The organism is Pseudogracilibacillus sp. SO10305, assembly GCF_037072005.1.
Classification (GTDB): Bacteria; Bacillota; Bacilli; order Bacillales; family Amphibacillaceae; genus Pseudogracilibacillus; species Pseudogracilibacillus intestinigallinarum.
In genome coordinates this window covers 140163-165945 of record NZ_JAXHDE010000002.1, presented here as the reverse complement: position 1 = coordinate 165945, position 25783 = coordinate 140163, and the positions used below count along the sequence as shown (strand labels likewise).

Here is a 25783-nt window from a genome sequence, read left to right as displayed (position 1 = left end):
AAACTTGCTAAACAGTCTGACTCTATGCTAAAGTTAACTTAGATATATTTGGACGTAAAAGAGAGGATGTTCAAGTTGGCAACAGTAATCAACATAATTTTACTAATCGATGCAATTATTATGATTGTTTTTATCGTGTTACAATCTGGAACAAGCGCAGGATTATCAGGCGCGATTTCAGGTGGAGCAGAGCAATTATTCGGAAAACAAAAAGCACGTGGAATTGATTTAGTATTACATAGAGGAACAGTCATTACAGCGGTATTGTTTTTCGTTTTAGCATTTATTAGCGCATATGTTATATAAAAAACTCCCTTATTACATCGATGTGATAAGGGTTTTTATCTTTATTGGCAATGTTGAAAGGAGATTTCATTTAACGTGAAAATTAAAGCACCAGCACCATTTACATTCGAAGCAGGAAATAGAGCAGTATTATTATTACACGGATTTACTGGAAATTCAGCCGATGTTCGTATGTTAGGGCGTTATTTACAAAAGCAGGGGTATACATGTCACGCACCAATTTATCGTGGACATGGTGTTGAACCGGAAAATTTATTAGAAGCAACGCCAGCACAATGGTGGGAAGATATTCAAAATGCATATGAACATTTACGAAGTTTAGGGTATGAAGAAATAGCTGTTGCAGGATTATCGATGGGTGGAGTACTTGGGATTAAATTAGCGACAGAGTACAAAGTAACTGGTCTTATTACGATGTGTTCTCCAATGTTTTTTGATAATGAACATCAATTAACAGATGGTTTTCGAATGTTTGCTAAGCAGTATAAACAATTTGAAAAAAAGAACCGTGAAACGATTGCAGCTGAAGTGAAAGATATGATGGACCAGTCAGAACCAATGTTTACACGTATTAAAGATTTTGTAAAAGAAGTACATGGCATCGTCGACTTAATTTATACGCCAACAATGGTCGTCCAAGCGAGAAAAGACGAAATGATTAACCCAAAAAGTGCAAATTATATTTATGATACAGTGGAAACAGATCAAAAACAGATTAAATGGTACGAAGAATCGGGACATGTCATTACGATGGACAAAGAGAAAGAGCAATTACATGAAGATATTTACACGTTTTTAGAGAGCTTAAATTGGGAACAATAGAAGTAGGATTGTTTCCAATTTAAATGAGGTGAAGAAATGGACGGACAACTAAAAGAAGAAATTTTACAATATTTTAAGGAAAGTGGAACAAAACCATTATCAGTCCAAGAATTAGAAGAAATTTTCAGTATGCAAGATGTAGAAGATTTTAAAACATTAGTGAAAACATTAAACGAATTAGAACTAGAAGGTTCGCTTATTCGTACACGAAAAAATCGTTTCGGTTTACCGGCGAAGATGAATTTAATTGCCGGGAAAATTGAAATGAATCGAAAAGGATTCGCTTTTTTAATTCCTGACGATGAAAATGAAAAAGATGTTTATATTCATGCATCTGATTTAAATTCTGCTATGCATCAAGATAAGGTCATTGTACGTATCGAGAAAAAAAGCAATAAAGAATCTCGTGCAGAAGGAGTCGTGATTCGTATATTAGAACGGGCAGCGACGAAGGTTGTCGGGACATTTGAAGACGGTCATTCCTTTGGTTTTGTCATTCCAGATGATACACGAATTTTAAACGATATTTTCATTTCAAAAAATGATACATTAGGTGCAGTGACAGGGCATAAGGTAATTGTTGAAATTACGAAGTATCCTGAAGGAAGAAAAAGTGCGGAGGGGGAAGTTGTAGAAATACTCGGCCATAAAAATGATCCAGGAATTGATATTTTATCGATTATCCATAAACATGGCTTAAAAATTGATTTCCCTGATAAAGTGTTAGACCAAGTTGCCGCAATTCCAGATAAAGTGTTAGAAAGTGATTTAGAAGGACGTCGCGACTTACGACATAAAGAAATTGTGACGATAGATGGAGCAGATGCGAAAGATTTAGACGATGCAATTAGTGTCGAACAGTTAGATAACGGTAATTTTAAACTAGGAGTTTATATTGCTGATGTGTCTTATTATGTAGAAGAATATACTGCACTTGATAAAGAAGCAAGTGAACGAGGAACGAGTGTTTATCTAGTAGACCGAGTGATTCCGATGATTCCACATCGGTTGTCTAATGGAATTTGCTCTTTAAATAGGGGACAAGATCGTCTCGTTTTAGCATGTGAAATGGAAATAGATGGCAAAGGTACAGTCATTACACATGAAATTTTTGAAGCGGTTATTAACACGACAGAACGAATGACGTATGAAAATGTCAATAAAATTTTAGTCGATGAAGATGAAGCAATCATCGAAGAGTTTGCTCCGCTCGTGCCACATTTTGAAACGATGCAAACGTTGGCGGAAATTTTATTTTATAAACGTAAAAAGCGTGGAGCTATCGATTTTGATTTTAAAGAAGCGAAAGTACTCGTTGATGAAGAAGGTACAGCAGTAGATGTCGTTATTCGAGAACGATCAGTTGGGGAACGTTTAATTGAGGAATTTATGTTATGTGCAAACGAAACTGTTGCAGAACATTTCCATTGGTTAGACGTACCATTTATCCATCGAATTCATGAGCAACCAGATGAAGGGAAATTAGAGCATTTCTTCGAGTTTTTAGGTGGTTTAGGTTATGTTGTAAAAGGAACTGCAAATGAAATTCACCCATTAGAATTACAAAAAGTGTTAGATCGCGTGGAAGGTGAGCCGGAAGAACTCGTTATTTCAAAATTAATGTTACGATCGATGAAACAAGCGAAGTATGATCCACATAGTATCGGACACTTTGGTTTATCGACGGACTTTTATACACATTTTACATCACCGATTAGACGTTACCCAGATTTAATTGTTCATCGATTAATCCGTGCATATCTTATCCAAGGTAAAATGGACCATGACACAATTAAGAAATGGAAAGAAAGTTTACCAGATATTGCTAAACACACTTCAGCAATGGAACGTGTGGCAGTGGAAACAGAACGCGATGTGGACGATTTGAAGAAGGCGGAATATATGTTAGACAAAATTGGCGAACAATTTACAGGTATTATTAGTTCGGTAACAAGTTTTGGATTATTTGTTGAGTTAGAAAATACTGTAGAAGGACTTGTCCATGTTAGTTATATGACTGATGACTACTATCATTATTCTGATCGACATCATGCACTGATCGGAGAAATGACGAAAAAAGTGTATAAAATCGGTCAAGAAGTAGAAATAAAAGTGTCTGATGTAAATATGGATGAACATGCAGTAGACTTTTTATTAGTGTAAAAGTTGATAGGGGGAAATAAAATGGCAAAACAGCATGATAAACCACTTGCACAAAATAGAAAAGCTGGCCATGATTATTTTATCGAAGAAACATATGAAGCGGGAATTGTTTTACAAGGAACAGAAATTAAATCGATTCGTGCAGGGCGTGTGAGTTTAAATGATGCTCATATTCGTATTATGAATGGGGAAGCATTTATTATTAATATGAATGTGGCAACATATGAGCAAGGAAATCGATTTAACCATGATCCAACAAGATCACGTAAATTACTATTGCATCGTAGTGAAATCGATAAATTATTCGGTCTCGTCCAGCAAAAAGGATATGCAATTGTGCCGTTAAAATTGTATATAAAAAATGGTTTTGCAAAACTATTAATTGGACTTGGGCGTGGTAAGAAACAATATGACAAACGTGAAGATATGAAACAGAAACAGATGAAACGTGATATTGATCGAGCAATAAAAGAACGATACCAGTAATTGGTCGTTTGCAGTTCATTGCAAAATTAATGTATTATGCTATAATAAGGAGTACACAATAAGTGTAGTGAGCTTCAACACTTACCGAAGCGATACCCTTTTATCGGGGGCGTTTTGGATTCGACAGGGGTAGGTTGAGCTTAAGCTGCGCGTCGAGGTTACGACTCGTCAACGTTACAAGCCTTTAACTGGCAAAGAAGAAAATTTCGCTTTAGCTGCTTAATTGCACCTAAAGGACTCTAGACGTTATCTCCCGTGTAACGATCCGGAGTCTCAAATTCAGCGGGATAAACGTTCACCCTCCGTCTGCGGGTAGGGCGTTGAAACCAATCAGACTAGCTGTTAGGACGCCTGTTAGTAGGCATAATAACAAGCGAATCTTAAATATACTAACTACACGTGTAGACGCTTAAGTGTCATTACTTTTGGACGCGAGTTCGACTCTCGCCGCCTCCATACTGTAATAAAATGGAGTTATAGAAGACGCCAAAATCCTTTTATCAGAAGGGTTTTGGCGTTATTTTTTTATTTAAGTTATATATTCGCAAGTTCATGGAAAAAAGTGCTTCCACCTGCGGAATTACTTGATATATTCGCAAGTTCATGGAAAAAAGTGCTCCCACTTGCGGAATTACTTGATATATTCGCAAGTTCATGGAAAAAAGTGCTTCCACCTGCGGAATTACTTGATATATTCGCAAGTTCATGGAAAAAGGTGCTTCCACTTGCGGAATTACTTGATATATTCGCAAGTTCATGGAAAAAAGTGCTTCCACTTGCGGAATTACTTGATATAATTGCAAGTTCATGGAAAAAAGTGCTCCCAATTGCGAAAATAAGTCATATATCCGTAAATCATATTTTATTTTGAATGGTATGTTTATCTACACCGTTATAGAAGGAAATTTTCAGTTTGCCTGATTTTATCGTGCTGACAGAAGCAACCGTGGGCACTGATTGGAGCTCAAACGTAGTATTTTCTTATTGTTACGTGGACGACAATTAGTTCTTCATACGACATAGAAAAGCACTTGCTTTGATTGATATCTTTATCTTATCAGAAGACACTTGATTTTTCTTTGTATTTTTTGATTAATTATTTACTACACAAAAGAGAAATCATTCATAAAAGCGGAAGAAACTATCTAATGTAGAAGCTTTTACATATGAATTTACTCGGGAATTTTTACAATCCACTACAGAAGTAATGGAAGGATATTACCCATTTCAATCAAAAACAGGAAAATATATGAAGAAGTTTTAAAAAGAGGCTTGGATTTGAAGGGGAATTTGAAAAAATAGAAAAAGAAAATAAAAGCGGATCATGATATTTATAAAGTATTAAATGAGCAGGTGGATGAAGGAAAACATCAAACCGTAAAAATAACGTATAAAGATTCTTTAGTCTTAAAAACGAAGTAAAATTCCAAATTATAACAGTTATGTAACAGATGGAATAAAAGAAAATTATATATAGCTTTGTTAAATGTTGAATTGTCGATGTTTTTAAAGTGTAATTTTAAAATAATGGATAAAAATGCTTTTTCCTATTGTATTTCCGAGTTAATCTGTTATATAATAGATTCAAATAATTGTTTCTATACTATGACAGGAGGAAAGAGAAATGATTGATTATGTAGCAGTAGGGAAGATTAAGGTAGCAGAGGATTTGTATAATTTTGTAAACAGAGAAGCATTACCAGGTACAGGTCTTGATGTAGAACAGTTTTGGCAAGACTTCGAGCAAATTTTCGTTGATTTCACTCCGAGAAACAGAGAACTATTAGAAAATCGTCAACAATTACAAGATCAAATTGATGCTTGGCATAAAGAAAATAAAGAATTTGATGCAAGTGCATATAAAACATTTTTAGAAGAAATTGGATACTTAGAAAAAGACGTTGACGACTTTAATATTAACGTAGAAAATGTCGATGATGAAATTGCGACAATGGCTGGACCTCAATTAGTAGTTCCGATTAACAATCCACGTTATGCGATTAACGCAGCGAATGCCCGCTGGGGTTCTTTGTATGATGCATTATATGGAACAGATATTATAAGTGAGGAAAATGGTGCGGAGAAAACAGCTGGATATAATCCAGTTCGTGGAGATAAGGTTATTGAAAGAAGTAGAGAATTTTTAAATGAAAATACACCACTGGCATCAGGTTGTCATAAAGCTGCGACGAAGTATGAAGTGGAAAATGGAACTTTAAAAGTAACATTAGAAAACGGTGACACAACAACATTACAAGATCAAACGCAATTCATTGGGTATCAAGGGGATGCTTCGGAGCCATCGTCAATTTTATTACAAAATAATGGATTACATATCGATATTCAAATCGATGGTACACACCCTGTTGGGAAAACAGATAAAGCGAATGTGAAAGATGTTGTATTAGAATCAGCATTAACGAGCATTATGGACTGTGAAGACTCCGTAACAGCTGTTGATGCAGAAGATAAAATCGATGTATACCGAAATTGGTTAGGGTTAATTCGTGGAGATTTAACAGCTACATTCCAACGTGGAGATAAAACGGTTACACGTACATTCAATGAAGACCGTGTGTATACAGGAGCTAATGGCGATGATGTTGTGCTACCTGGACGTGTATTGATGCTCGTTCGTAATGTAGGACACTTAATGGAGAACGATGCTGTACTAAATGAGGATGGTACAGTTTGTTATGAAGGAATTTTAGATGGAATTATTACAAGTTTAATCGCAAAACATGAATTAATTGGAAATGCAAAATATACAAACTCGAAAAAAGGTTCCGTATATATTGTAAAACCGAAAATGCATGGTTCTGAAGAGGTTGCATTTACAAATGATTTATTTGCACGCATTGAAGACGCAATTCAAGTAGAACGTAATACATTAAAAGTTGGAGTAATGGATGAAGAACGTCGCACGAGTTTAAATTTAAAGAACTGTATCCATGCAGTAAAAGAACGTGCAATTTTTATCAATACAGGATTTTTAGATCGTACGGGGGATGAAATCCATACATCTATGGAAATCGGTCCGATGTTACGTAAACAAGATATGAAAAATGCTACTTGGTTAAGCTCGTATGAGAAAAATAACGTACAAGTAGGTTTAGCTGCAGGGTTCCAAAACAATGCACAAATTGGTAAAGGTATGTGGGCAATGCCTGATATGATGAACGATATGTTAGATCAGAAAATTGGGCACGTAAAAGCGGGAGCAAACACTGCTTGGGTTCCTTCTCCAACGGCAGCAACATTGCACGCACTTCACTATCATGAAGTAAATGTAAAAGATGTTCAAGATAATTTGTTACATGCTGGGACATCAGGAAACTATAATGATGAAATTTTACAAATTCCTGTTGAAGCAAATCCAACATGGACACCAGAAGAAATTCAATCTGAATTAGACAATAATATTCAGACGATGTTAGGGTATGTTGTTCGTTGGGTAGAACAAGGTGTTGGCTGTTCAAAGGTACCTGATATTAATGATGTTGGCTTAATGGAAGACCGTGCAACATTACGTATATCAAGTCAAATGGTAGCAAACTGGTTGCACCACGGAATCACAACGAAAGAACAAGTGTTAGAAACGTTACAAAGAATGGCGGCTGTAGTAGATGAACAAAATGCTGGCGATGGATTATACCGCAATATGGCACCGAATTTTGATGAATCTATTGCATTCCAAGCAGCATGTGATTTATGTTTTGAAGGAACGAAACAACCGAATGGATACACGGAGCCGATTTTACAGCGTCGTCGTATCGAATTTAAAGAAAAAATTGGCGTTACACACGCTTAATAGAAAGAGGAATCTGGTTAAATCCAGGTTCCTTTTTTTGGTTTATAGAGTTGAATTCATAACAAAATACTGCTTATATAACAGTCTGTTCTATATCAAGATGAAGGGTTTATGAATAAAACAGACGAATAGAATGGAAAATATGGGGAAAATTAACATTAACTAAGCCCTGTTCAACAACAGATTATATAAATAAATAAAAAATATAATTGACTAAAAATACTTAAATATCAACACATTTGGAGGTTTGTTTATACTATAAATAAAAAAATTCTAAAAACTTTTATAAAAACCCTTGCATTTATTTTAATATGTACTATACTGTATTATAACAGATACAAACAAAGATGATCTGTTATACAAATGGAGGTGCAATAACAATGAAAAAAATTGAAAAAATCGCTTGCCCAGAGTGTGGAACAAGAGTCGTAGAAGCTAGTCTTACACTAGAGTGTGATTATTGCCTATCAAAAGTATCAGAGTAAATGTTTGTAGTGTAGTATAACAAAGTCGTTAGTAACATAGTTTTATAGAAAATCTATGAAACTTTTCATATAACAAAAAAAGATTATAGAAGGTAAATTCAAGGAGGAAAAAGAACATGTACAAAGAGAGAGCAGAGCAATTACAAAAAGATTGGGATACGAATCCACGTTGGAAAGGAATTAAGCGTCCATATAGTGCAGAGGATGTTATTCGATTAAGAGGATCATTAGATATTCAGCATACATTAGCTGAGCGTGGTTCTAAAAAATTATGGGATCTAATTAATACAGAGGATTACGTTAACTCATTAGGAGCTTTAACAGGAAACCAGGCAGTACAACAAGTTAAAGCTGGATTAAAAGCTATTTACTTAAGTGGGTGGCAAGTAGCGGCAGATGCAAACCAAGCTGGTGAAATGTACCCAGACCAAAGTTTATATCCAGTAAACAGTGTACCACAAGTTGTACGTCGTATTAATAACGCATTACAACGTGCAGACCAAGTTGAGTATTCTGAAGGAAATGTAACAAATGATTACTTTGCTCCAATCGTTGCAGATGCGGAAGCAGGATTTGGTGGACATTTAAACGTTTTCGAATTAATGAAATCAATGATTGAAGCTGGAGCTTCTGGGGTACACTTTGAAGACCAATTAGCTTCAGAGAAGAAATGTGGACACTTAGGTGGAAAAGTTTTAATTCCTACACAAACAGCAATCAAGAACTTAATCTCAGCACGTTTTGCTGCTGACGTAATGGGAACACCAACTGTAATCATGGCTCGTACAGATGCGAACGCTGCTGATTTAATTACAAGTGATGTAGACGAGTATGATCACCAATTCTTAACTGGTGAAAGAACAGTTGAAGGGTTTTACCGTACGAAAGCTGGCTTAGATCAAGCGATTGCTCGTGGACTTGCGTACGCACCATATGCTGATTTAATCTGGTGTGAAACAGCTGAACCAGATTTAGATGAGGCACGTCGTTTTGCAGAAGCAATCCATGCAGAATATCCGGATCAATTACTTGCTTATAATTGTTCTCCATCGTTTAACTGGTCAATCCATATGTCTGAAGAGGAAATGGATAACTTCCAGAAAGAAATTGCGAAAATGGGTTATAAATACCAGTTCGTAACATTAGCTGGATTCCACACGTTAAACTACAGCATGTTCGAATTAGCAGAACAGTACAAAGATAAAGGTATGGGAGCATACTCACGTCTAGTACAAAGTCCAGAATTTGCTGCGGAAGAAAAAGGGTACACTGCAACACGTCACCAGCGTGAAGTTGGAACAGGTTACTTTGATGAAGTAGCACAAGTAATTGCGAGCGGTGAATCATCAACAGTTGCTTTAGCTGGATCAACAGAAGCAGAGCAGTTTTAATAAACAGGATACAAAACTATCTTAGGCGGTTGCTTAAGATAGTTTTTTGTTTTTTCTTGTAATATAACAAAAATCATGTAAACTAAACAATTGTGAATATATATCATTTTTTTATAAATTGTTTAGCATTTTTCAAAAAAAGACAAGATTTGAAACATAATTGTAATATTACTACAATATTGTTGTCATTTTAAAATGTTATACTTGTAAACAGTTGAGTGAGAAAATAAAGAGAAAATTTACATATAATACTAATTTTAGGGAAGCGGGGAATTTTAAGTTGAAGAAAACTTTATTAACTTTAAGTACAGTAGCAGTTGTATCATTAGGTGGGGTAATTATAGGAAGTGATGCAGTTGGTGCTGAACCTTCTTTAGATGAGATTAATCAAAAACAAGATAAAGTTGATTCAAAACTTTCTAAAACAGAGAAAAAACTAGCAGAAACATTAAACAAAATGAAGGGTATTAATGAAGAAGTTGCTAGAATTGAAACAGCTATTAAAGCAAACGAAAAAGAACAGAAGAAAGTTAAAGAAGCAATTAATACATTAAACAGTGAAGTAGATACAATCAATGATAGAATTGAAGAACGTAACGAAATTTTAAAAGAGCGTTTAGCATCATATCAAGCGAATGGTGGAAACGTTCAGTTTATGGAAGTGTTATTAGGTTCTAAAGATCCAATTGAGTTTTTAAGCCGTGTAGATGCTGTAACAACAATTACAAATTCAGATATTGAGTTAATTGAAGCAAACGAGAAAGATAAAGAAAAAGTAGAAGAAAAAATTGACGAACAAAACGACTTAAAAGTAGAACTTGAAGGAATCGCTTCTACAATGGAAGAACAGAAAGAAGAAGAGAATAAAAAGGTTGCACAATTAAAAACAGAAAAAGATAAGTATGAAACAGAAAAATCTAAATTAACATCTGAAAGTTCAGAGTTAAAAGAGTTAGAGGCACGTGTATTAGCAGAATTAGCTGCACCAGCAGAAGAAGTAGTTGAAACATCAACAAATGAATCGAATGCTTCTACAGTAAGTACATCGAATTCTAATGGATCAAATAATAGTGAAGCAGCTACAAGCACTTCATCTGATACTCCTAAAAAGGAAAAGAAAGCTAAGGCACCAGCATATACTGGAGCAGGTGGATCAGCAATCTCAGCTGGAAAACAGTTTATCGGTCGTTCATCTTATGTATTTGGAGCGAAAAATCCATCAGCTGGACAATTTGACTGTTCTGGTTTCGTATCTTGGGCATATGAGCAAGAAGGAATTTCTTTACCGAGAAGTACAGCAGGTATGAGAAGTGTTGGTTCAAAAGTAGATTATAGCAACGCAAAACCTGGAGATTTAGTATTCTTTGATACGTACAAAACAGATGGACATGTTGGAATTTACTTAGGTGGAGGACAGTTCATCGGATCACAGTCTGGTAGAGGGGTAGAAATCGTAAGCATGAACAACTCTTACTGGAGTGGCGTATTCAGCGGTCACGTAAGAAGAGTTAAATAATTAAATATTATAATGAAAAGCTAGTATGAAATAGATGGATGACGACTCTATTTCATGCTAGTTTTATTTTGTTTGTATATACATAAAATGGAGTATGAGCATCATTTGTATGTAACTTTTTGTCACTAGTAGGTTGATTGCCTTGGACAAGCCGAAATTACATATTATTTGTAGGAGCCTATTTGTACTTCGTGCAATGTAACAGTTATTACATAATTTGAAATAATTGTATAGTCACATAAGCATAAGTTACTAAAATAGTAATATGTGCTTATTTTTTGTTTGAAATTTGATAATAAACTGTAATGAGAATCACATTCGTATGAAATGTTAGATTGTTATAATATGCTTTGGGGACAAAAAGAGGAAGGGAGTAAGATGCATTGAAGTATATAAAGTTATTTTTAGCGGTAGCAATTTTATTTGCTGGAACTGTATTATATCCAACAAATGACATTGCAGCTGAAAAGATAGAAGATATTCAAAAAGATAGAGAGAATATAAAGAAAGACTTAAAGAAAGCGAATAAAGAAATCAAAAAATTAGTGAAAGAAATAAAGGAACTTAATATAGAGATCAAAGAGTATAAAGAAACATTGAAACAAAATGAAAAGGCAATGAAAGAAACAAAAAAAGAGATAAAGAAAGTAGAAGAGGAAATTGAAAAATTAGAAGAGGAAATCGAAAAACGTTTTGACATTTTAAAAGAACGTGCAAAATCGATCCAATCAAATGGTGGCGACATTCAATATATCGAAATCTTATTTGGTGCAGAAGATTTTAATGATTTTATTAGTCGAGCAAGTGCAGTTAATACGATTGCTGAGTCAGATGCAAGTTTAATTGAAGACTTAGAAAAAGATAAAGCAAAAGTTGAGAAAAAGCTTGCACAACTGGAAGATTTAGAACAAGAGTTAAAACAAATTAAGCAAAATACAGAAATGCAAAAAGAGTTAACGGAGGAAAAGAAGGAAAAAATAAAGAAAAAAGAAGCGAAGTTTAAAGCTAAAACGAAAAAATTAAAATTAGAAGATAAAGAATTGGCATTACTAGAGGCAGAAAAAGAAGCTGAAAATATAGGGACATCTTTTTCTGTTGATACTGCTAATAGTAACTCAACTTTGGGTTGGCCGACTGATGGTGGATACATTTCCAGTCACGTTGGAGAGCGTTGGGGTGCAATGCATAAAGGTATTGATATTGCTCGAACAGATCGAAGTACATCACCTCCAATTTATGCAGCCGAAGCTGGTACAGTAGAATCAGCTGGGATGAATTCTGGTGGTTATGGAAACATGGTAATTGTAGATCATGGTAATGGTTTAAAAACATTGTATGCACATATGTCGAAAATTACTGTGAAATCAGGTCAAAAAGTAAAGCGTGGAGAACAAATTGGTGTCATGGGTACGACAGGTGATTCGACTGGTATTCACTTACATTTTGAAGTACATAATAATGGCAACATTACAAATCCAACTACATTTTTGCGATAATATAGAAAAATGGTGTGAAGAAGGATATTCCTTTTTCACACTTTTTTATGTTCTTTTGACATTTACTTCCTCTACATAGTTATAAAGATGCTTTTAAATTCAGAAAAGTTGTACTATGATATAAGATGGGTATTGATTATACCTACATAAAAAACTTCATATATCATTTTGATGTTGCATATGCAACTTAATAAGGAATCAGGTGAAAATCCTGAACGGTCCGGCCACTGTTATGGGGAGCAATCTTTTGAATCCACTGGATAAATTTCCGGGAAGGAAAAGACAATTGCAATGATCCTAAGTCAGGAGACTTGTCAAGATGAGTATTATTTCGAACCTTCCGGGACTAAGGGGAAATATTCATTCATATATATTATACCTATGTATGTATACATACGTGTATTTATGATAAATATTCATGCTATAACCTTGAACAGGACCGGATTGTTCAAGGTTATTTTGTGTGGGAAATTATAAAGGAAGGACAAGGTATAATGGGAAAACAGTTGTTTAAAAAGTTTTTTGCAATTTTGGCAGCGCTTTTACTTGTAGTATCTTCGTTTCCACAACTAAGTTCAGCGAGTGAAAAAGACGAAGAAAAAACGTTAGTAGATGTTGTAAATCAAGGGATTTATGATCCGAATAATGATTACTTACATTTAGATGTGCGATTTTGGGAAGATGAAAAGCCGGAGGTCGGCTTCTATATTAACCATGCAAACTTATATAATTATAATGTTGTAGATGCTCCTATTTTCGGAACATCAAATGGTGAATGGACAGTAATGGGTTTACTAAGAGGACTAGATGGCGGTTACTATTACAATGATGAATTAACACAGGAATATTTCGATGGATACATAAATCGAGTAGAGGAGTATGTAGAAAGAAAGAGTGGCAACCTGGACCGTAATAAATCCACAGAATGGTCAAGGTCTATTTTAGCACTAAGTGCTCTCGGTTATGATATTACAAATGTAGCTGGTTATGACTATATAGAAAAATTATCTGAATCATATCCATTCTCATACAGACAAGGAATTAATGGTCCAATTTGGGAAATTATCGCTTTAAACACAGGACCTTATGAACTTTATGAAGATACAACAAATGAAAATGTAAACACGATTGGTAAAATGATCGATTACATTTTAGATAGAGAAATAGAACAATCTGATGGAACAATCGGTGGATGGGCATTAATGGGGAAACAACCTGATGCAGATATTACTGGAATGGCATTACAATCATTAGCTCCATACTACAAGGATAAGGCATTATTTGAGCAAACTGATTCTACTTATAAGTTTGAAGAATTTGCTAAAGCGGTAGAACGGGCAATTGTTGTATTAGGTGATATGCAGTTAGATAATGGTGGATTTGCTGCTTTTGGTAATGTCAACGTAGAGAGTACTGTGCAAGTAGTTGTAGCATTAACTGCTTTAGGAATGGATCCTATTTCAACAGTAGATTTACCGTATCTTGGAAAACAAGTAAATTTTGTTACTGATGGCGGTAAACATGACGGTGTTACTACGAATAATATGGTTGATAAATTACTAACATTTTGGGCGCCAGGAACTACACCAGAAAAAGAATCATATAGAGATAATACAGAAGAGACGATATACAATATTTCAGGTGGATTTAGACATGTAACATCCGGAAATGATGGTGGTGGAGGTTCTGGCTACGGTGTTAACGGAATGGCTACAGACCAATCGATTTATGGATTAATCGCTTATGAACGTTTTGTTAAAGGAAAAAATGATTTATATGACATGTCTGACATGGTAAATGGCGAATATAAAGATATGTTGGTGGCAAAAGAGCAAACTGTAACGTTTGAGGAAGAAGGAAATAGTTCAATAGAAAGCGGGAAACGTTATGGATTAGTAGAAATTCCAGAAGGACAAGATGTAAAAGGAAAATCTTTTACTGAGTGGAACAGTAAACAAGATGGTTCAGGTACTATTTATGAAGCTGGGGAATTATTAGTTGTTCCTGAAAAAGATGTGACATTACACGCTCAATATGAAAATGAAGTTTATTCTATCACGTATGAGTTAAATGATGCTTCATTTATATCAGATGAAATTGTAACAGATTATACAATTGATGATGATGTAATTTTACCAAAAGAAGAAGATATTTTAAAAGAGGGTTATACATTTGAAGGATGGTTTACTAATGCATCATTTGAAGGAGAAAAAGTAACTCAAATTACTAAAGGTTCTACGGAAGATAAAACATTTTATGCGAAGTGGACAGAAGCGGTAAATGAAGATGAAATAGCAGGATTAGAAGTACAAGAAATGATCGGAAATTTACCTGCCACTATTGATGTAACATTAGACCATAAAGAAGCTATTGAACAGGCACGTTTAAAATTTGATAGTTTATCTGAAAATGCAAAATTATATGTTTCTAATGTTTCAAAATTAGAATCATTAGAGACAAGAATCGTTCAATTAGAAGAAGAAGTAGTAGTAGATAATTTAAAAGTTGAATTAGAAACAAAAATGAATGAAATATTACAAACAAATTTAAAGACAATTACCAACGACTCTGCTAGATCATTAGGAAGTTTGTTTGGACAAGCGGAAATGGTTTTACGCGAACTAAACATAAAAGAATTTAGAAGTGTAAGAACGATATCAACATTAGATTCATCGAATGCGACAATTGATAATCTAAAGGAAATGATTAATCAATTGGAAGTTGCATTGGGTAAAATTGAATATAGGGATGAAACAGAGACAGAAGAAGTAGTTATTTCTCATGCCATCTTTGAAGAAGCTCGATTAAGTGGATATAAGGAAGAATTATTTACAGTAGAGCAACAAGAAATCATTACCGAAACATTAGAACAATTAAATAGCATTATTGAAGATGAATCTATTACGCAAGATGAAGTTGATATGATTGTAGAAGATGTTCAAGAGAAAATTGAAAGTGTACAAGAAGAACAAGAAGAAATTAATAAAGAGAAGTTGGAAAGAGAGATTGAACGAGCAGAAGAAATAAACCTTGATGACAAAACTCCTTCAAGTGTTATGAACTTTGAGAATGCATTAACTGAAGCAAAAGCAGCATTAGAAAATCAGAATGCAACTCAGGAGGAAGTCGATGAAGCGGCAAATGCTTTATTGAACGCAATTTCTGAATTAAAGCAAAGAGCATTAAAAGATGAATTACAAGAAAAGATTGCAGAAGCAGATAACATTGATTTATCGAATAAAACAGAAGAATCTGTTAATTCATTTGAGGATGCGTTAGAACATGCGAAAACTGTACTCGAAGATGAAGAGATAACTCAAGATGAAGTTGATGCTACATTAAGAGATCTTCAATTAAAAATCGATCAATTAAAAGAAGAACCGACAGAAGAAATGGTACAAAAGGAAGAATTACAAAATGCAGTAAATGATGCATCATCAGTTGATCTATCTAATAAGACTAAGCAAACTGTAGAAAAGTTTAAAGAGGCATTAAACAACGCTAAAACAGTTGTAGAAAATGATCAAGCAACACAAGAAGAAGTAAATGAAGCCCTAGCTTTATTAAAACAGTCAATTAAAGATTTAAAGGATAAAGAAACTTCAAATTCTGAGCAAGGTGGAAAACAACCGAGTAAACCAGAAACAAAGCCTGAGAAATCTGAAACTGAAGAGAATCCAGGGGATGAGGATATAAAAGAAGATGCTTCACCTACCGTCATTGAACCTAGTGAATCGAAGTCTGAGCAGGCACAAGAAGATGAAGTGGAAAAAGACAATAAAGAGCACTTACCTAACACAGCGACAACAATGTATACAATATTATTTATTGGATTTATCTTACTTGTAACAGGAATCGCTCTATTTGTAAGTAGAAGGATTGTTCAGAGCAAATAGTAGTTACATGTTTCCAGAAGTAGATCTACTTCTGGAAACATATTTATATTATGAAAAAATGAGATGAAAAAGGAGCTACTTTAATGAATAAAAGAAAACATATTTTAATGAATTTAATGGTAATTCTTTTTATTGTTTCCATTTTCCAAATTAAAATTGGTCCAGTATACGCTAATGATGTACCAAAAGAGAAAATTACCAATGAAACTATATCTATAGAAACAAACATAGAGGATAACTTAGTAACGAAATTAGATAAGCTTACATTTGATGTCTGGGTTCGAGACGTTAATGATGAAAAAATTGACATAGATTATATTTCCGTGACAAATAATGGGAAGAATATACCGATTAATTGGAATGATGATGAAAAGACAAGTTACACAACAGACCTTGTTATAGGTAAGAATAATATTAATATTGAAGTAAACTATTCTAATACGAAAATAAATAAGAATTATGTCATTATGAAAGAGGAAGCAGAAGATGGAGATGTTATTGGGAATATAATATTTTCGATGGATGCATTTACAATTGGCCTAGGTTACATAGTGGAACCGATAAAAGTTGATCTTATCAAAGGAGAACGTGCTTCAGAGTTATTAGTGAGAATTTTGGAAAGTAATGGATTTGACTATGACTTTACAGGTACTATCAATCAATCGTTTTATTTAGCAGCTATTGCAGCAGCAGAAAATGAAATTTATACAGTAGAACCTGAAATTCCTGAAGCATTAAAAGAGGCATTGGAAGGAAATTATAATGAAAATAATTACGATGAAAACTACTTAGGAGAGTTTGATTTTAATTCACTATCGGGTTGGATGTACTCGGTTAATAATATATTTCCCAATGTTGGATATGCAGATTATTATTTAAAAGATGGCGATGTGATTAGAACACAGTTCACACTTGCATTAGGTTCTGATATTGGTGGTGGATGGGGCAATAACTTCTTTGAATTAGTAAATAAAGATGCTTTAACATCAGCTATTGCAGAAATTAATACTTTCCATCGTGATGAATATTTACAGTATGAGGATATTGAAAAAGCCTATAATCATAGTTTAACGATATTGCAAAAAGTAAATGCATCTCAAGTTGAAATTGATGATGCTCTACTTGATTTAGAAAATGCTGTGAATGTTATAGAAAATAGTGGGAATCTAAATTAAATTAATCAAGGACACCTAAATCCCATGAGTTTTTGTGAGCAAATAGAAAGGTAAATGTAATCTTTTATATACCGAATAATTGAAGAAAAAATATAACTAATTAAGTATATTTTAAAATTATTAAATGATTATGAGTTAGTTACTCATCTTGAATGATAAGGGAAAAAACAGTAGTTAATATGTAGCTGCATTATATTCGTTATTCTTTCTAATTAAATAAGAGATAGAAGAAGTTCTATAGATAAAACGAAGAATAAGTATAACGCTGATACCAAATGACAATTTTTATAATGTTTATTTGTGCGATTTTCATTTTTGGGGTAAGGATATATTCTACTTGCACATGTAGAAAGAAAATCGAGTGTAACTGTTAAATATTGTTTGGGACAAGATTAACATATGAATACTAGTTTTGTCTCAAACTTATCTGTACTGAATCATTTATTGAATAAAGAGTGGGAAGAATACCTACTTTTTATTGAATGAATGAGCAAAGGATGAATGAAATGAAGATAAATAAAACAGTGTGGAAAAGGATTTCTATCGTATCGTTACTTTTATTATTTATTTTTACAATTATTTATAGTTGGAAAGACCAGCCGGTCGCATTACCTGAAAATCCAATTGGAGAAGCTATCGACAGTTCGAAAGTTCCCTTAGAAGGTGAGTATAAGGAACTTCTAGATGAACTTGAAAATGAACAAGAAGATAACGAATCAGAAGAAGATAAGGATGATAACGAGAAAGAAGAAAAAGAACAGGAAGATGGACCAGAAGAAAAAGATGAAGAAAAAGAAGAAGGAAATAAAGATGAATTAACAGAGGATTTAAATGATCAGATAGAACGAAAAAGTGGTGAAACATCTGAAGAATCAAACGAAAAAAGTAAAGATAGTAATGCATATAAAGATGCGGATGGTAACCGGGTTGATAAAGAGTCACCGAATATTTCTTTAGATAGTGAAACAAACGACAATAGTGAAGAAAATGAATATTTTACAACGACAATTAAAGATGGAGAAACTGTCACGGAAAGTAATTATGAGTTTCGCGTAATTCATAAAGAAAATGATTATAAAGTGAAAAAAACAGAGGTTTTATTAAATGGAAAAGTCGTTGAAAAATTCAATGGAAAAGTAACATTAGATGAAGACGAAAACATTATTGGTGTAAAAGTAACGTATGAGGATAAAAATAAAAATACATTTACTGTAACAAAAACTTATACTGTTTATTTTGTTTCGGATGAAATTATTATTATAACAAATTTAGACGATGGAAAAGTGGTACAAAATGAAAATTTCTCTTTTAATGCCGAGGCTTTGTTAGGTGACGAGACAATACCACTATATATTACTCATAACGGAAATGAGTTAGATGTAGCAGAAGACAATCAATATAATGTTGTATTACAAGAAGGAGAAAATGAGTTTGTTTTATTGGCTGAAGCTAGAGGAAAAAAAGCTAAGTCTACTTATTCAATTGTATTTGAAAAGAAAGAGGAAGAAATAATCATCGAAACAGATGTAGAAAATGAAACAGTAGCAGATCCTACTTATTCATTTTATGCAGTTGCAAAAGCAGATGAAAATCAAATTGATTTAAAAGCAACGTTGAACGGTGACACGATACATGATGATGGCGGAGGAAATTACTCTGTTACATTAAATGAAGGAGAAAATAAAATCTACTTCGAGGCATCTCATAATGGAAATACTGCAAAAGCATCGTACACAGTTATATATACAAAGCCTGATGGTGGAAAAGAAGATGAAGATGTTGAGCAAACGATTAAATTACGTATAAATGATCTAGCAGATGGACAAACATTAAAAAATTCTGTACATACATTTAATGTAGAAGCGATAAATGACGATGGTAGTAGATTGACAGGACAAGATGTTTCTATTTCTGCATCTAATAATGGTGAGTCTATTTCTCCTAACTGGGTTAATGATGCTCATGTATCTTTTACAATGAATGTGCAAGATGGAGCTAATAATATAACAGTAACTGCAAAAGATCAGAACGGTAATATTGGTACAATGAATATGACTGTACAAGGTGAGATAGCTGGAGAAGGTGAGCCAATAGGACATGTGACATTAAGTCTTGAAGCAACAACTATTGGTTTAGGATATCTTATTCCTCCAACACAGGTTGAATTATATGCAAATGAACGTGGTTCAGAAACAATCGATCGTGTTTTTGAAGAATATGGTATTACTTACGAATATACAGGGACTCATGAAAATGGATTTTATTTATCACATTTATCAATGCCTGGACTTTATGATACAAAGCCAAAAGTTCCGGAAGATTTAGCTGAATTAGTAAGGGATATTGCCGACAGATTTGATGAAGAGGATCATAGTTCAGATTCATTAGGAGAATTTGATTTTACAAATGGTTCAGGTTGGATGTATAGCGTAAACTCTACATATCCAAATGTTGGATTTGCGGACTATTATTTTAAAGAAGGAGATGTAATTCGCATTCGATATACTCTCGCTTTAGGAGCAGATATCGGTGGTGGAATGCCAGGCATGGATTTCGGAAAAGAGTGGTAATCAATGAAATGGAAAAATAAAGGAAATTTATATGTAATTGCAATAATTATTACAATGCTATTTTTTCAAAGTTTCTTTTTGTATGAAAAAATAGAAGCGAACGAAAAACGAAATTATATTAATACAATTGAAGAAATATTTCAATGGAAGCGGCATTCTCTTGAAATAAGTGAAGCTGAGCCACTTTTAGATAACAAACTATTAAACAATGCTGGAGATACGACAGGGGATTGGTTTCCTGTCGGTCTTGGGAGAATTGGTTATCCAGATAATTATGAATCATATTTAGCTGTTATTAATAGTGTCGTGTCAGAAAGATATGAATCACCTCATAAATTAAGTGAGTCAAAGGCAACGGAATGGCATCGGATCTCTCTTGCAATATTGGCGATGGGTGGTGATCCCACAAGGATTGGACTAGATAAAAATAATAAACCAATCGATTTAATTGCAGACGGAACATACAATCGTGAAAAAGATAATAGTTTAGGTGAACAAGGAATCAATGCGTGGATATGGGCGCTGATTACATTAGACTCGATGAGATACAAAATACCGGAGGATGCAGAAACAACACGTGAAGATATTATATTAGAAATCTTGCAACAACAATTAAATGATGGCGGATTTTCTTTGAGTGAAGAAACAGCGGATCCAGATATGACGGGAATGGCTATCACTGCACTTGCTCCATATTACAATAGTGAGGAAACATTCACATATGAACGTAAAAGTACCGGAAAGAAAGTAGAGCGAACGGTTCGCGAAGTGGTAGATGAAGCATTGAATATATTGTCAGAAATGCAATTAGCCAATGGCGCCTACGAATCGATGGAAATGGAGAATACAGAGAGTATCGTTCAAGTAATTGTAGCACTAACAAGCTTAGGCATTGATATATTTTCAGACGAACGTTTTATTAAAAACGGACATACGATGTACGATGCATTAATGAATTTCCAGATGAGTGATGGCGGTTTTGTTCATTCTAATGAATTAGATGAGGAAAATCCATCTGCACAACCAGGAAAGTCAAATACTATGGCTACAGACCAAGCATTATATGCATTAGTTGCCTTATATCGTTTTGAACATGGTTACCGTTCGTTATATGATTTCCGTCCAGAATTAAATGATAAAGAGAAAAATAAAATAGACGAATTAAATAAAATGATTATGGAAGTAGATGATGATAAGGAAGCTATTTTATCATTGTTTGAACTGTTCAAAGATATACCGGTAGAAGAAAGAGTATATGTTACAAATTATAATTTACTCGCAAAAAAAATGGAATCATTGCAAATTGAAAATGATGCTAAGTCAATTGTTGAAAATATTGGTGTAAATGATAATGGAGCGGGAACAATTATACCAATTTTCACAGAATCGGATGCAATGAACCATGAAATTACTGAAGAAGATTTACAATTCATAGAAGAATTAGCTAGTATAGATTCAACTGAGTATGCTATTGATATTGTAACATTATTACGTAAATTAGAGGCAGCAGAAAAAAACTATGAAAATGAAATTAAAAAGGTAAAAGAAGTTAAAGTGAAGATTAATAATTTGCAAGAAAAAATCGATCATTTAAATCAATCTATTGTTGACACTTTGTATCCGATAGAACAATTGCAAATAAAGGATGAAGAGAAAGTAAATGAAATACAAATAAGTTATGAAGCGTTAAATGAATATGATAAGAAGAAAATTGTCAATTCTGAGGACATTGATCAAGCAGTAACAAAAATTAAAACGATGAAACGCAACAAGGTTATGACGGTTGTGTTTGGAGCCATTTTTGTCTTGAGTATTGTACTTTTCATATATCGAAGAAAAAAACGTGTGCGAGAAAAGAAGTTAACTCATTATATGAATGATTGAGTGAGGCGAAAACATGAGGAAAGATTTAATATTAATAGCTTTTATTATATTAATCGGAGTTATTTTATTTAAAGGAACGAACATTCAATCGGTAGAAGAATACTATTTAACGAATATTGATGACATTACTGAAGATAGCGAAACAATCACGATAAGTATTCGGGCAGATGCAGCATTGGATAGTTGGGATAAATTAAAAGAAAATCTTCGAAATGAACAGTATGTGCCGAGTGATGGCGTTATTTTAGAAGAAACAGAATATGTGTTGAGACCGAAAGATACAGTTTTTGATGTGTTGTTACGAACTGTAAGACATAATCAAATTCAAATGGAATATCAAGGAATGGATGAAAATGTATATAACAGTGTTTATATTCAAGGTATCAACCATTTATATGAATTTTCCTGTGGACCATTAAGTGGTTGGGTATATGAAGTAAATGGTACCTTTCCAGATTATGGTGTAAGTAGATATGTATTAGAAGATGGTGATAAAATTACTTTCCATTACACTTGTGATTTAGGACGTGATATAGAAAAGGAAGGGGAAAATGAATGAGAAATTTTGCATCATTTCATCCATTAATTTTATTTTTATATTATGTATTCATTGTATTTGTAACAGTGTTTATGATGCATCCAATTATTTTATTATTATCACTAATTGGGAGTATTTCTTTCTTTTTTATGTTAGCGAAACCAAAACAGTTTTGGAAAGATATTGGGTTTTATTCGATTGTATTTTTATTCATTGTCATTACAAATCCAATTTTTGTACATAAAGGCGAAACAATTTTATTTTTTTACAATGACCATCCGATTACAATGGAGGCTATTTTATATGGTGTTGTTATTGGAATGATGTTGGTATCCATTATTTTTTGGAGTAAAGCCTATAGCTTAATCATGACTTCAGATAAATTCGTCTATTTATTTGGAAAAATAATGCCGAAATTATCACTCGTTTTGGCGATGGCATTGAAATTTATTCCTTTATTTAAATCACAAATAAAAAAAGTGAATGCAACACAAAAAACATTAGGTTTATATACGAGTGAAAGCATAACAGATAAGATATTTAGCGGTATCCGCACGTTTAATAGCATATTAACTTGGTCTTTAGAAAATGCTGTTTTGCAAGCAGATGCAATGAAAGCTCGTGGATATGGATTAGCTGGAAGAACTAATTTCTCAATATTCACAGTAAAAAAACGGGATATATTTTTATTATGTTTGATGATTCTATTATTTTGTTGGACGATTTATGAATATACATTAGGCTCATTTGAATTTTATTATTATCCAAAGTTTGATTCTATTTCGGTATCAGCATATACGTTGAAACAACAAGGAGCAATATTTTTGTTAACGATGTTTCCATTTATTTTTGAAGTGAAGGAGCATATACAGTGGAAATTTTTACAATCGAAAATGTCAACTTCACCTATCCAGATACAAACGAAAAAGTTGTAAATGATGTATATTTTTCGGTAGATGAGGGAGAATTTGTTACCGTTTTTGGAGCATCTGGTTCGGGAAAAACGACATTGTTAAAACTTTTAAAACAGGAGTTAACACCCCATGGGGATCTGGAGGGGACGATTCTTTATTGTGGAAGAAATTTATCAGATATAGATAGACATACACAAGCATCTGAAATCGGGTATGTGATGCAACATCCTGATCATCAAATTGTGACAGATAAAGTATGGCACGAATTGGCTTTTGGGCTAGAAAATATTGGTGTCGAGTCAACGGAAATTAGAAGACGTGTTGGAGAAATGGCGAACTTTTTTGGTATCCATCATTGGTTTCATAAAGAAACAGAACAATTGTCAGGTGGTCAAAAACAACTATTAAATTTAGCAAGTATCATGGTGATGCAGCCTAAGGTGCTTTTATTAGATGAACCAACATCCCAATTGGATCCTATAGCCTCGGCAGAATTTATTCATATGTTGGAAAAAATTAATCGTGATTTAGGGACGACAATTATAATGATTGAGCATGATCTAGAAGAGGTGTTTCCGATAGCGGATCGTGTGTTATTAATGGATGCTGGACAAATTGTGTTGAATGATGCACCAAGTCATATAGGAAACCTTTTACATATGTATGATCCGAATCATCCAATGAAAGAAGCATTGCCAACTGTAGTGAAAATTTTTCATCAGTTACATTTTGAAGGTGACTATCCTTTAACGGTAAGGGAAGGAAAAGTCGTTTTAAGAAAACATTATAAAAATGGATTAAAAACATTAAAGAGAAATGAAAAAACAAAGAGAGAAAAAGAATTAATTATATCAATGAAAGATGTATGGTTTCGATATGAAAAAGATTTGCCAGATATTTTAGCAGGTGTCGAATTGGATGTATATAAAGGAGAAATTATTTCAGTTTTAGGAGGAAATGGTTCAGGAAAAACAACATTATTAAATGTAATGGCAGGATTATATCGGCCATATCATGGAAAAATTTTTATTGCAGATACATTACTTAAAAAGTACAAACAAAAAGAACTGTATAAAAATTTACTTGCGGTTTTACCACAAGATCCACAAACAGTTTTTATTAAATCTATCGTACGAGAAGATTATAAAGAGATCGGAAAGGTGATGGGATACTCTGAAGGGGAAATAGAGGAAAAGACAACACAAGTTTTAAAGAAATTAGGTGTAAGTCATTTAATAGATCGTCATCCATACGATGTTAGCGGTGGAGAACAACAAAAGCTCGCAATAGGAAAAATATTGTTATTAGATCCGAAAATAATTATTTTAGATGAACCGACAAAAGGAATAGATGCCTTTTCTAAACTATTATTGAAGGATATTTTATTACAATTACAGGCTGAAGGAATGACAATACTGTTAGTAACACATGATATTGAGTTTGCAGCTCTTGTGTCAGATCGATGTGGGTTATTTTTCGATCGTGAAATTATCGCATTAGAAGAGCCCACGTCATTTTTTACAAAAAACAATTTTTACACAACGATGGCAAATCGATTATCCCGACATCATTATAATAATGCGATTACGAGCAATGATGTCATTCAACTATGTCGTCTCAATGGTGAGAGGAAAGTTTATGAAAAATTATAAAAAATATATTCATTATGTTATTGTTCTGTTGTTTATACCTTTAATTATATATGCTGGAGTAAATGTTTTTTCAGATAGAAGTCATTTGTTTATAGCAACAGCAATTACAATTCTTGCCGTCATTTCGATGCTCTTAACATTTGAAAAGAATGAATCAAGTACAAGAAAACTTGTTGTTATCGCAGTGTTAATTGCAATTACAGTTGTCGGTAGATTTTTATTTGCGGCTTTACCTGGTTTTAAGCCTGTAACGGCGATTGTCGTTATATCAGCAATGTTTTTTGGTGCAGAAGCGGGATTTTTAGCTGGTTCACTATCTGCATTTATTTCGAATATTTATTTTGGTCAAGGACCATGGACACCATTTCAAATGTTTTCATGGGGATTTATCGGGTTTATTGCAGGAATTCCATATATAAGCGCAAAATTACGTCAAAGCAAGATTTATTTAACGTTATATGGTCTATTTGCAGGTGTTATTTATTCGTTGTTGATGGATATTTGGACTGTTATGTCAATGGATGGATATTTTAATGTTGAACGTTATATTGCAGCTATCGGATTATCGTTACCATTTATGGCTGTGTATGCAATTTCGAACGTAATCTTTTTATGGTTAACCATAAAGCCAATAGGTGAAAAGTTAGAAAGATTAAAGAAGAAATACAACATATAGAG

At 33.4% G+C, this 25783-nt stretch carries 17 protein-coding genes, 1 other RNA gene and 1 riboswitch; all 18 genes read left to right on the top strand.

Translation table 11 applies throughout. From position 1 onward, the window contains the following. The first annotated feature begins 66 nt into the window (after positions 1-66). Complete coding sequence (secG, locus tag SPD45_RS03395) at positions 67-306, top strand: preprotein translocase subunit SecG (RefSeq protein ID WP_442961980.1); 240 nt, start codon at positions 67-69, stop codon at positions 304-306. Positions 307-381: 75 nt separating this feature from the next. After that, positions 382-1128: an alpha/beta hydrolase gene (locus SPD45_RS03390; RefSeq protein ID WP_336266252.1), complete on the top strand. Its 747-nt coding sequence runs from the start codon at positions 382-384 to the stop codon at positions 1126-1128. A 36-nt stretch (positions 1129-1164) separates the two neighbouring features. After that, positions 1165-3291: a ribonuclease R gene (gene rnr / locus SPD45_RS03385; RefSeq protein ID WP_336266250.1), complete on the top strand. Its 2127-nt coding sequence runs from the start codon at positions 1165-1167 to the stop codon at positions 3289-3291. Positions 3292-3312: 21 nt separating this feature from the next. Further along, complete coding sequence (gene smpB, locus SPD45_RS03380) at positions 3313-3777, top strand: SsrA-binding protein SmpB (protein ID WP_336266249.1); 465 nt, start codon at positions 3313-3315, stop codon at positions 3775-3777. Positions 3778-3882: 105 nt separating this feature from the next. Beyond that, positions 3883-4236, top strand: a transfer-messenger RNA (tmRNA) gene (gene ssrA, locus SPD45_RS03375). A gap of 52 nt (positions 4237-4288) precedes the next feature. Then, entirely contained in the window at positions 4289-4648 is a 360-nt protein-coding gene (locus SPD45_RS03370; protein ID WP_336266248.1) for a hypothetical protein, read from the top strand. A 753-nt stretch (positions 4649-5401) separates the two neighbouring features. Continuing rightward, positions 5402-7588 (top strand): malate synthase G, encoded by a 2187-nt coding sequence (locus SPD45_RS03365; protein WP_336266247.1) that lies wholly within the window; start codon positions 5402-5404, stop codon positions 7586-7588. 601 nt (positions 7589-8189) lie between these two features. Beyond that, a complete protein-coding gene (gene aceA / locus SPD45_RS03360) occupies positions 8190-9464 on the top strand; it encodes an isocitrate lyase (protein ID WP_336266246.1) in 1275 nt (424 codons plus the stop codon). A gap of 280 nt (positions 9465-9744) precedes the next feature. Beyond that, the gene (locus SPD45_RS03355; RefSeq protein WP_336266245.1) at positions 9745-10980 is read left to right on the top strand and encodes a C40 family peptidase; all 1236 of its coding nucleotides are present in this window, start codon (positions 9745-9747) and stop codon (positions 10978-10980) included. A gap of 383 nt (positions 10981-11363) precedes the next feature. Next, positions 11364-12476 (top strand): murein hydrolase activator EnvC family protein, encoded by a 1113-nt coding sequence (locus SPD45_RS03350; RefSeq protein ID WP_336266244.1) that lies wholly within the window; start codon positions 11364-11366, stop codon positions 12474-12476. Positions 12477-12628: 152 nt separating this feature from the next. After that, positions 12629-12809: riboswitch (cobalamin riboswitch) on the top strand. A 161-nt stretch (positions 12810-12970) separates the two neighbouring features. Then, a complete protein-coding gene (locus SPD45_RS03345) occupies positions 12971-16372 on the top strand; it encodes an InlB B-repeat-containing protein (protein WP_336266243.1) in 3402 nt (1133 codons plus the stop codon). 83 nt (positions 16373-16455) lie between these two features. Next, on the top strand, positions 16456-17547 hold the full coding sequence (locus SPD45_RS03340) for a DUF4430 domain-containing protein (protein ID WP_336266242.1): 1092 nt from the start codon (positions 16456-16458) through the stop codon (positions 17545-17547). Positions 17548-18053: 506 nt separating this feature from the next. Beyond that, positions 18054-20117: a DUF4430 domain-containing protein gene (locus SPD45_RS03335; protein ID WP_336266241.1), complete on the top strand. Its 2064-nt coding sequence runs from the start codon at positions 18054-18056 to the stop codon at positions 20115-20117. A 3-nt stretch (positions 20118-20120) separates the two neighbouring features. After that, the gene (locus SPD45_RS03330; RefSeq protein ID WP_336266240.1) at positions 20121-22001 is read left to right on the top strand and encodes a prenyltransferase/squalene oxidase repeat-containing protein; all 1881 of its coding nucleotides are present in this window, start codon (positions 20121-20123) and stop codon (positions 21999-22001) included. A 13-nt stretch (positions 22002-22014) separates the two neighbouring features. Next, a complete protein-coding gene (locus SPD45_RS03325) occupies positions 22015-22560 on the top strand; it encodes a DUF4430 domain-containing protein (RefSeq protein ID WP_336266239.1) in 546 nt (181 codons plus the stop codon). Next, the gene (locus tag SPD45_RS03320) at positions 22557-23474 is read left to right on the top strand and encodes an energy-coupling factor transporter transmembrane component T (RefSeq protein WP_336266238.1); all 918 of its coding nucleotides are present in this window, start codon (positions 22557-22559) and stop codon (positions 23472-23474) included. The genes SPD45_RS03325 and SPD45_RS03320 overlap by 4 nt, the downstream gene beginning before the upstream one ends. Next, positions 23411-25105, top strand: a complete 1695-nt coding sequence (locus SPD45_RS03315) for an ABC transporter ATP-binding protein (protein WP_336266237.1) — start codon at positions 23411-23413, stop codon at positions 25103-25105. The genes SPD45_RS03320 and SPD45_RS03315 overlap by 64 nt, the downstream gene beginning before the upstream one ends. Next, entirely contained in the window at positions 25092-25781 is a 690-nt protein-coding gene (locus tag SPD45_RS03310) for an ECF transporter S component (protein WP_336266236.1), read from the top strand. The genes SPD45_RS03315 and SPD45_RS03310 overlap by 14 nt, the downstream gene beginning before the upstream one ends. Positions 25782-25783 lie beyond the last annotated feature (2 nt).

Bases quoted from the DNA above. Each gene is read 5' to 3' on its own strand.
- secG (WP_442961980.1), top strand. From the start codon at position 67: ATGTTCAAGTTGGCAACAGTAATCAACATAATTTTACTAATCGATGCA.
- smpB (WP_336266249.1), top strand. From the start codon at position 3,313: ATGGCAAAACAGCATGATAAACCACTTGCACAAAATAGAAAAGCTGGC.
- SPD45_RS03340 (WP_336266242.1), top strand. From the start codon at position 16,456: ATGAATAAAAGAAAACATATTTTAATGAATTTAATGGTAATTCTTTTT.
- SPD45_RS03345 (WP_336266243.1), top strand. From the start codon at position 12,971: ATGGGAAAACAGTTGTTTAAAAAGTTTTTTGCAATTTTGGCAGCGCTT.
- rnr (WP_336266250.1), top strand. From the start codon at position 1,165: ATGGACGGACAACTAAAAGAAGAAATTTTACAATATTTTAAGGAAAGT.
- SPD45_RS03335 (WP_336266241.1), top strand. From the start codon at position 18,054: ATGAAGATAAATAAAACAGTGTGGAAAAGGATTTCTATCGTATCGTTA.
- aceA (WP_336266246.1), top strand. From the start codon at position 8,190: ATGTACAAAGAGAGAGCAGAGCAATTACAAAAAGATTGGGATACGAAT.
- SPD45_RS03310 (WP_336266236.1), top strand. From the start codon at position 25,092: ATGAAAAATTATAAAAAATATATTCATTATGTTATTGTTCTGTTGTTT.
- SPD45_RS03325 (WP_336266239.1), top strand. From the start codon at position 22,015: ATGAGGAAAGATTTAATATTAATAGCTTTTATTATATTAATCGGAGTT.
- SPD45_RS03320 (WP_336266238.1), top strand. From the start codon at position 22,557: ATGAGAAATTTTGCATCATTTCATCCATTAATTTTATTTTTATATTAT.
- SPD45_RS03330 (WP_336266240.1), top strand. From the start codon at position 20,121: ATGAAATGGAAAAATAAAGGAAATTTATATGTAATTGCAATAATTATT.
- SPD45_RS03365 (WP_336266247.1), top strand. From the start codon at position 5,402: ATGATTGATTATGTAGCAGTAGGGAAGATTAAGGTAGCAGAGGATTTG.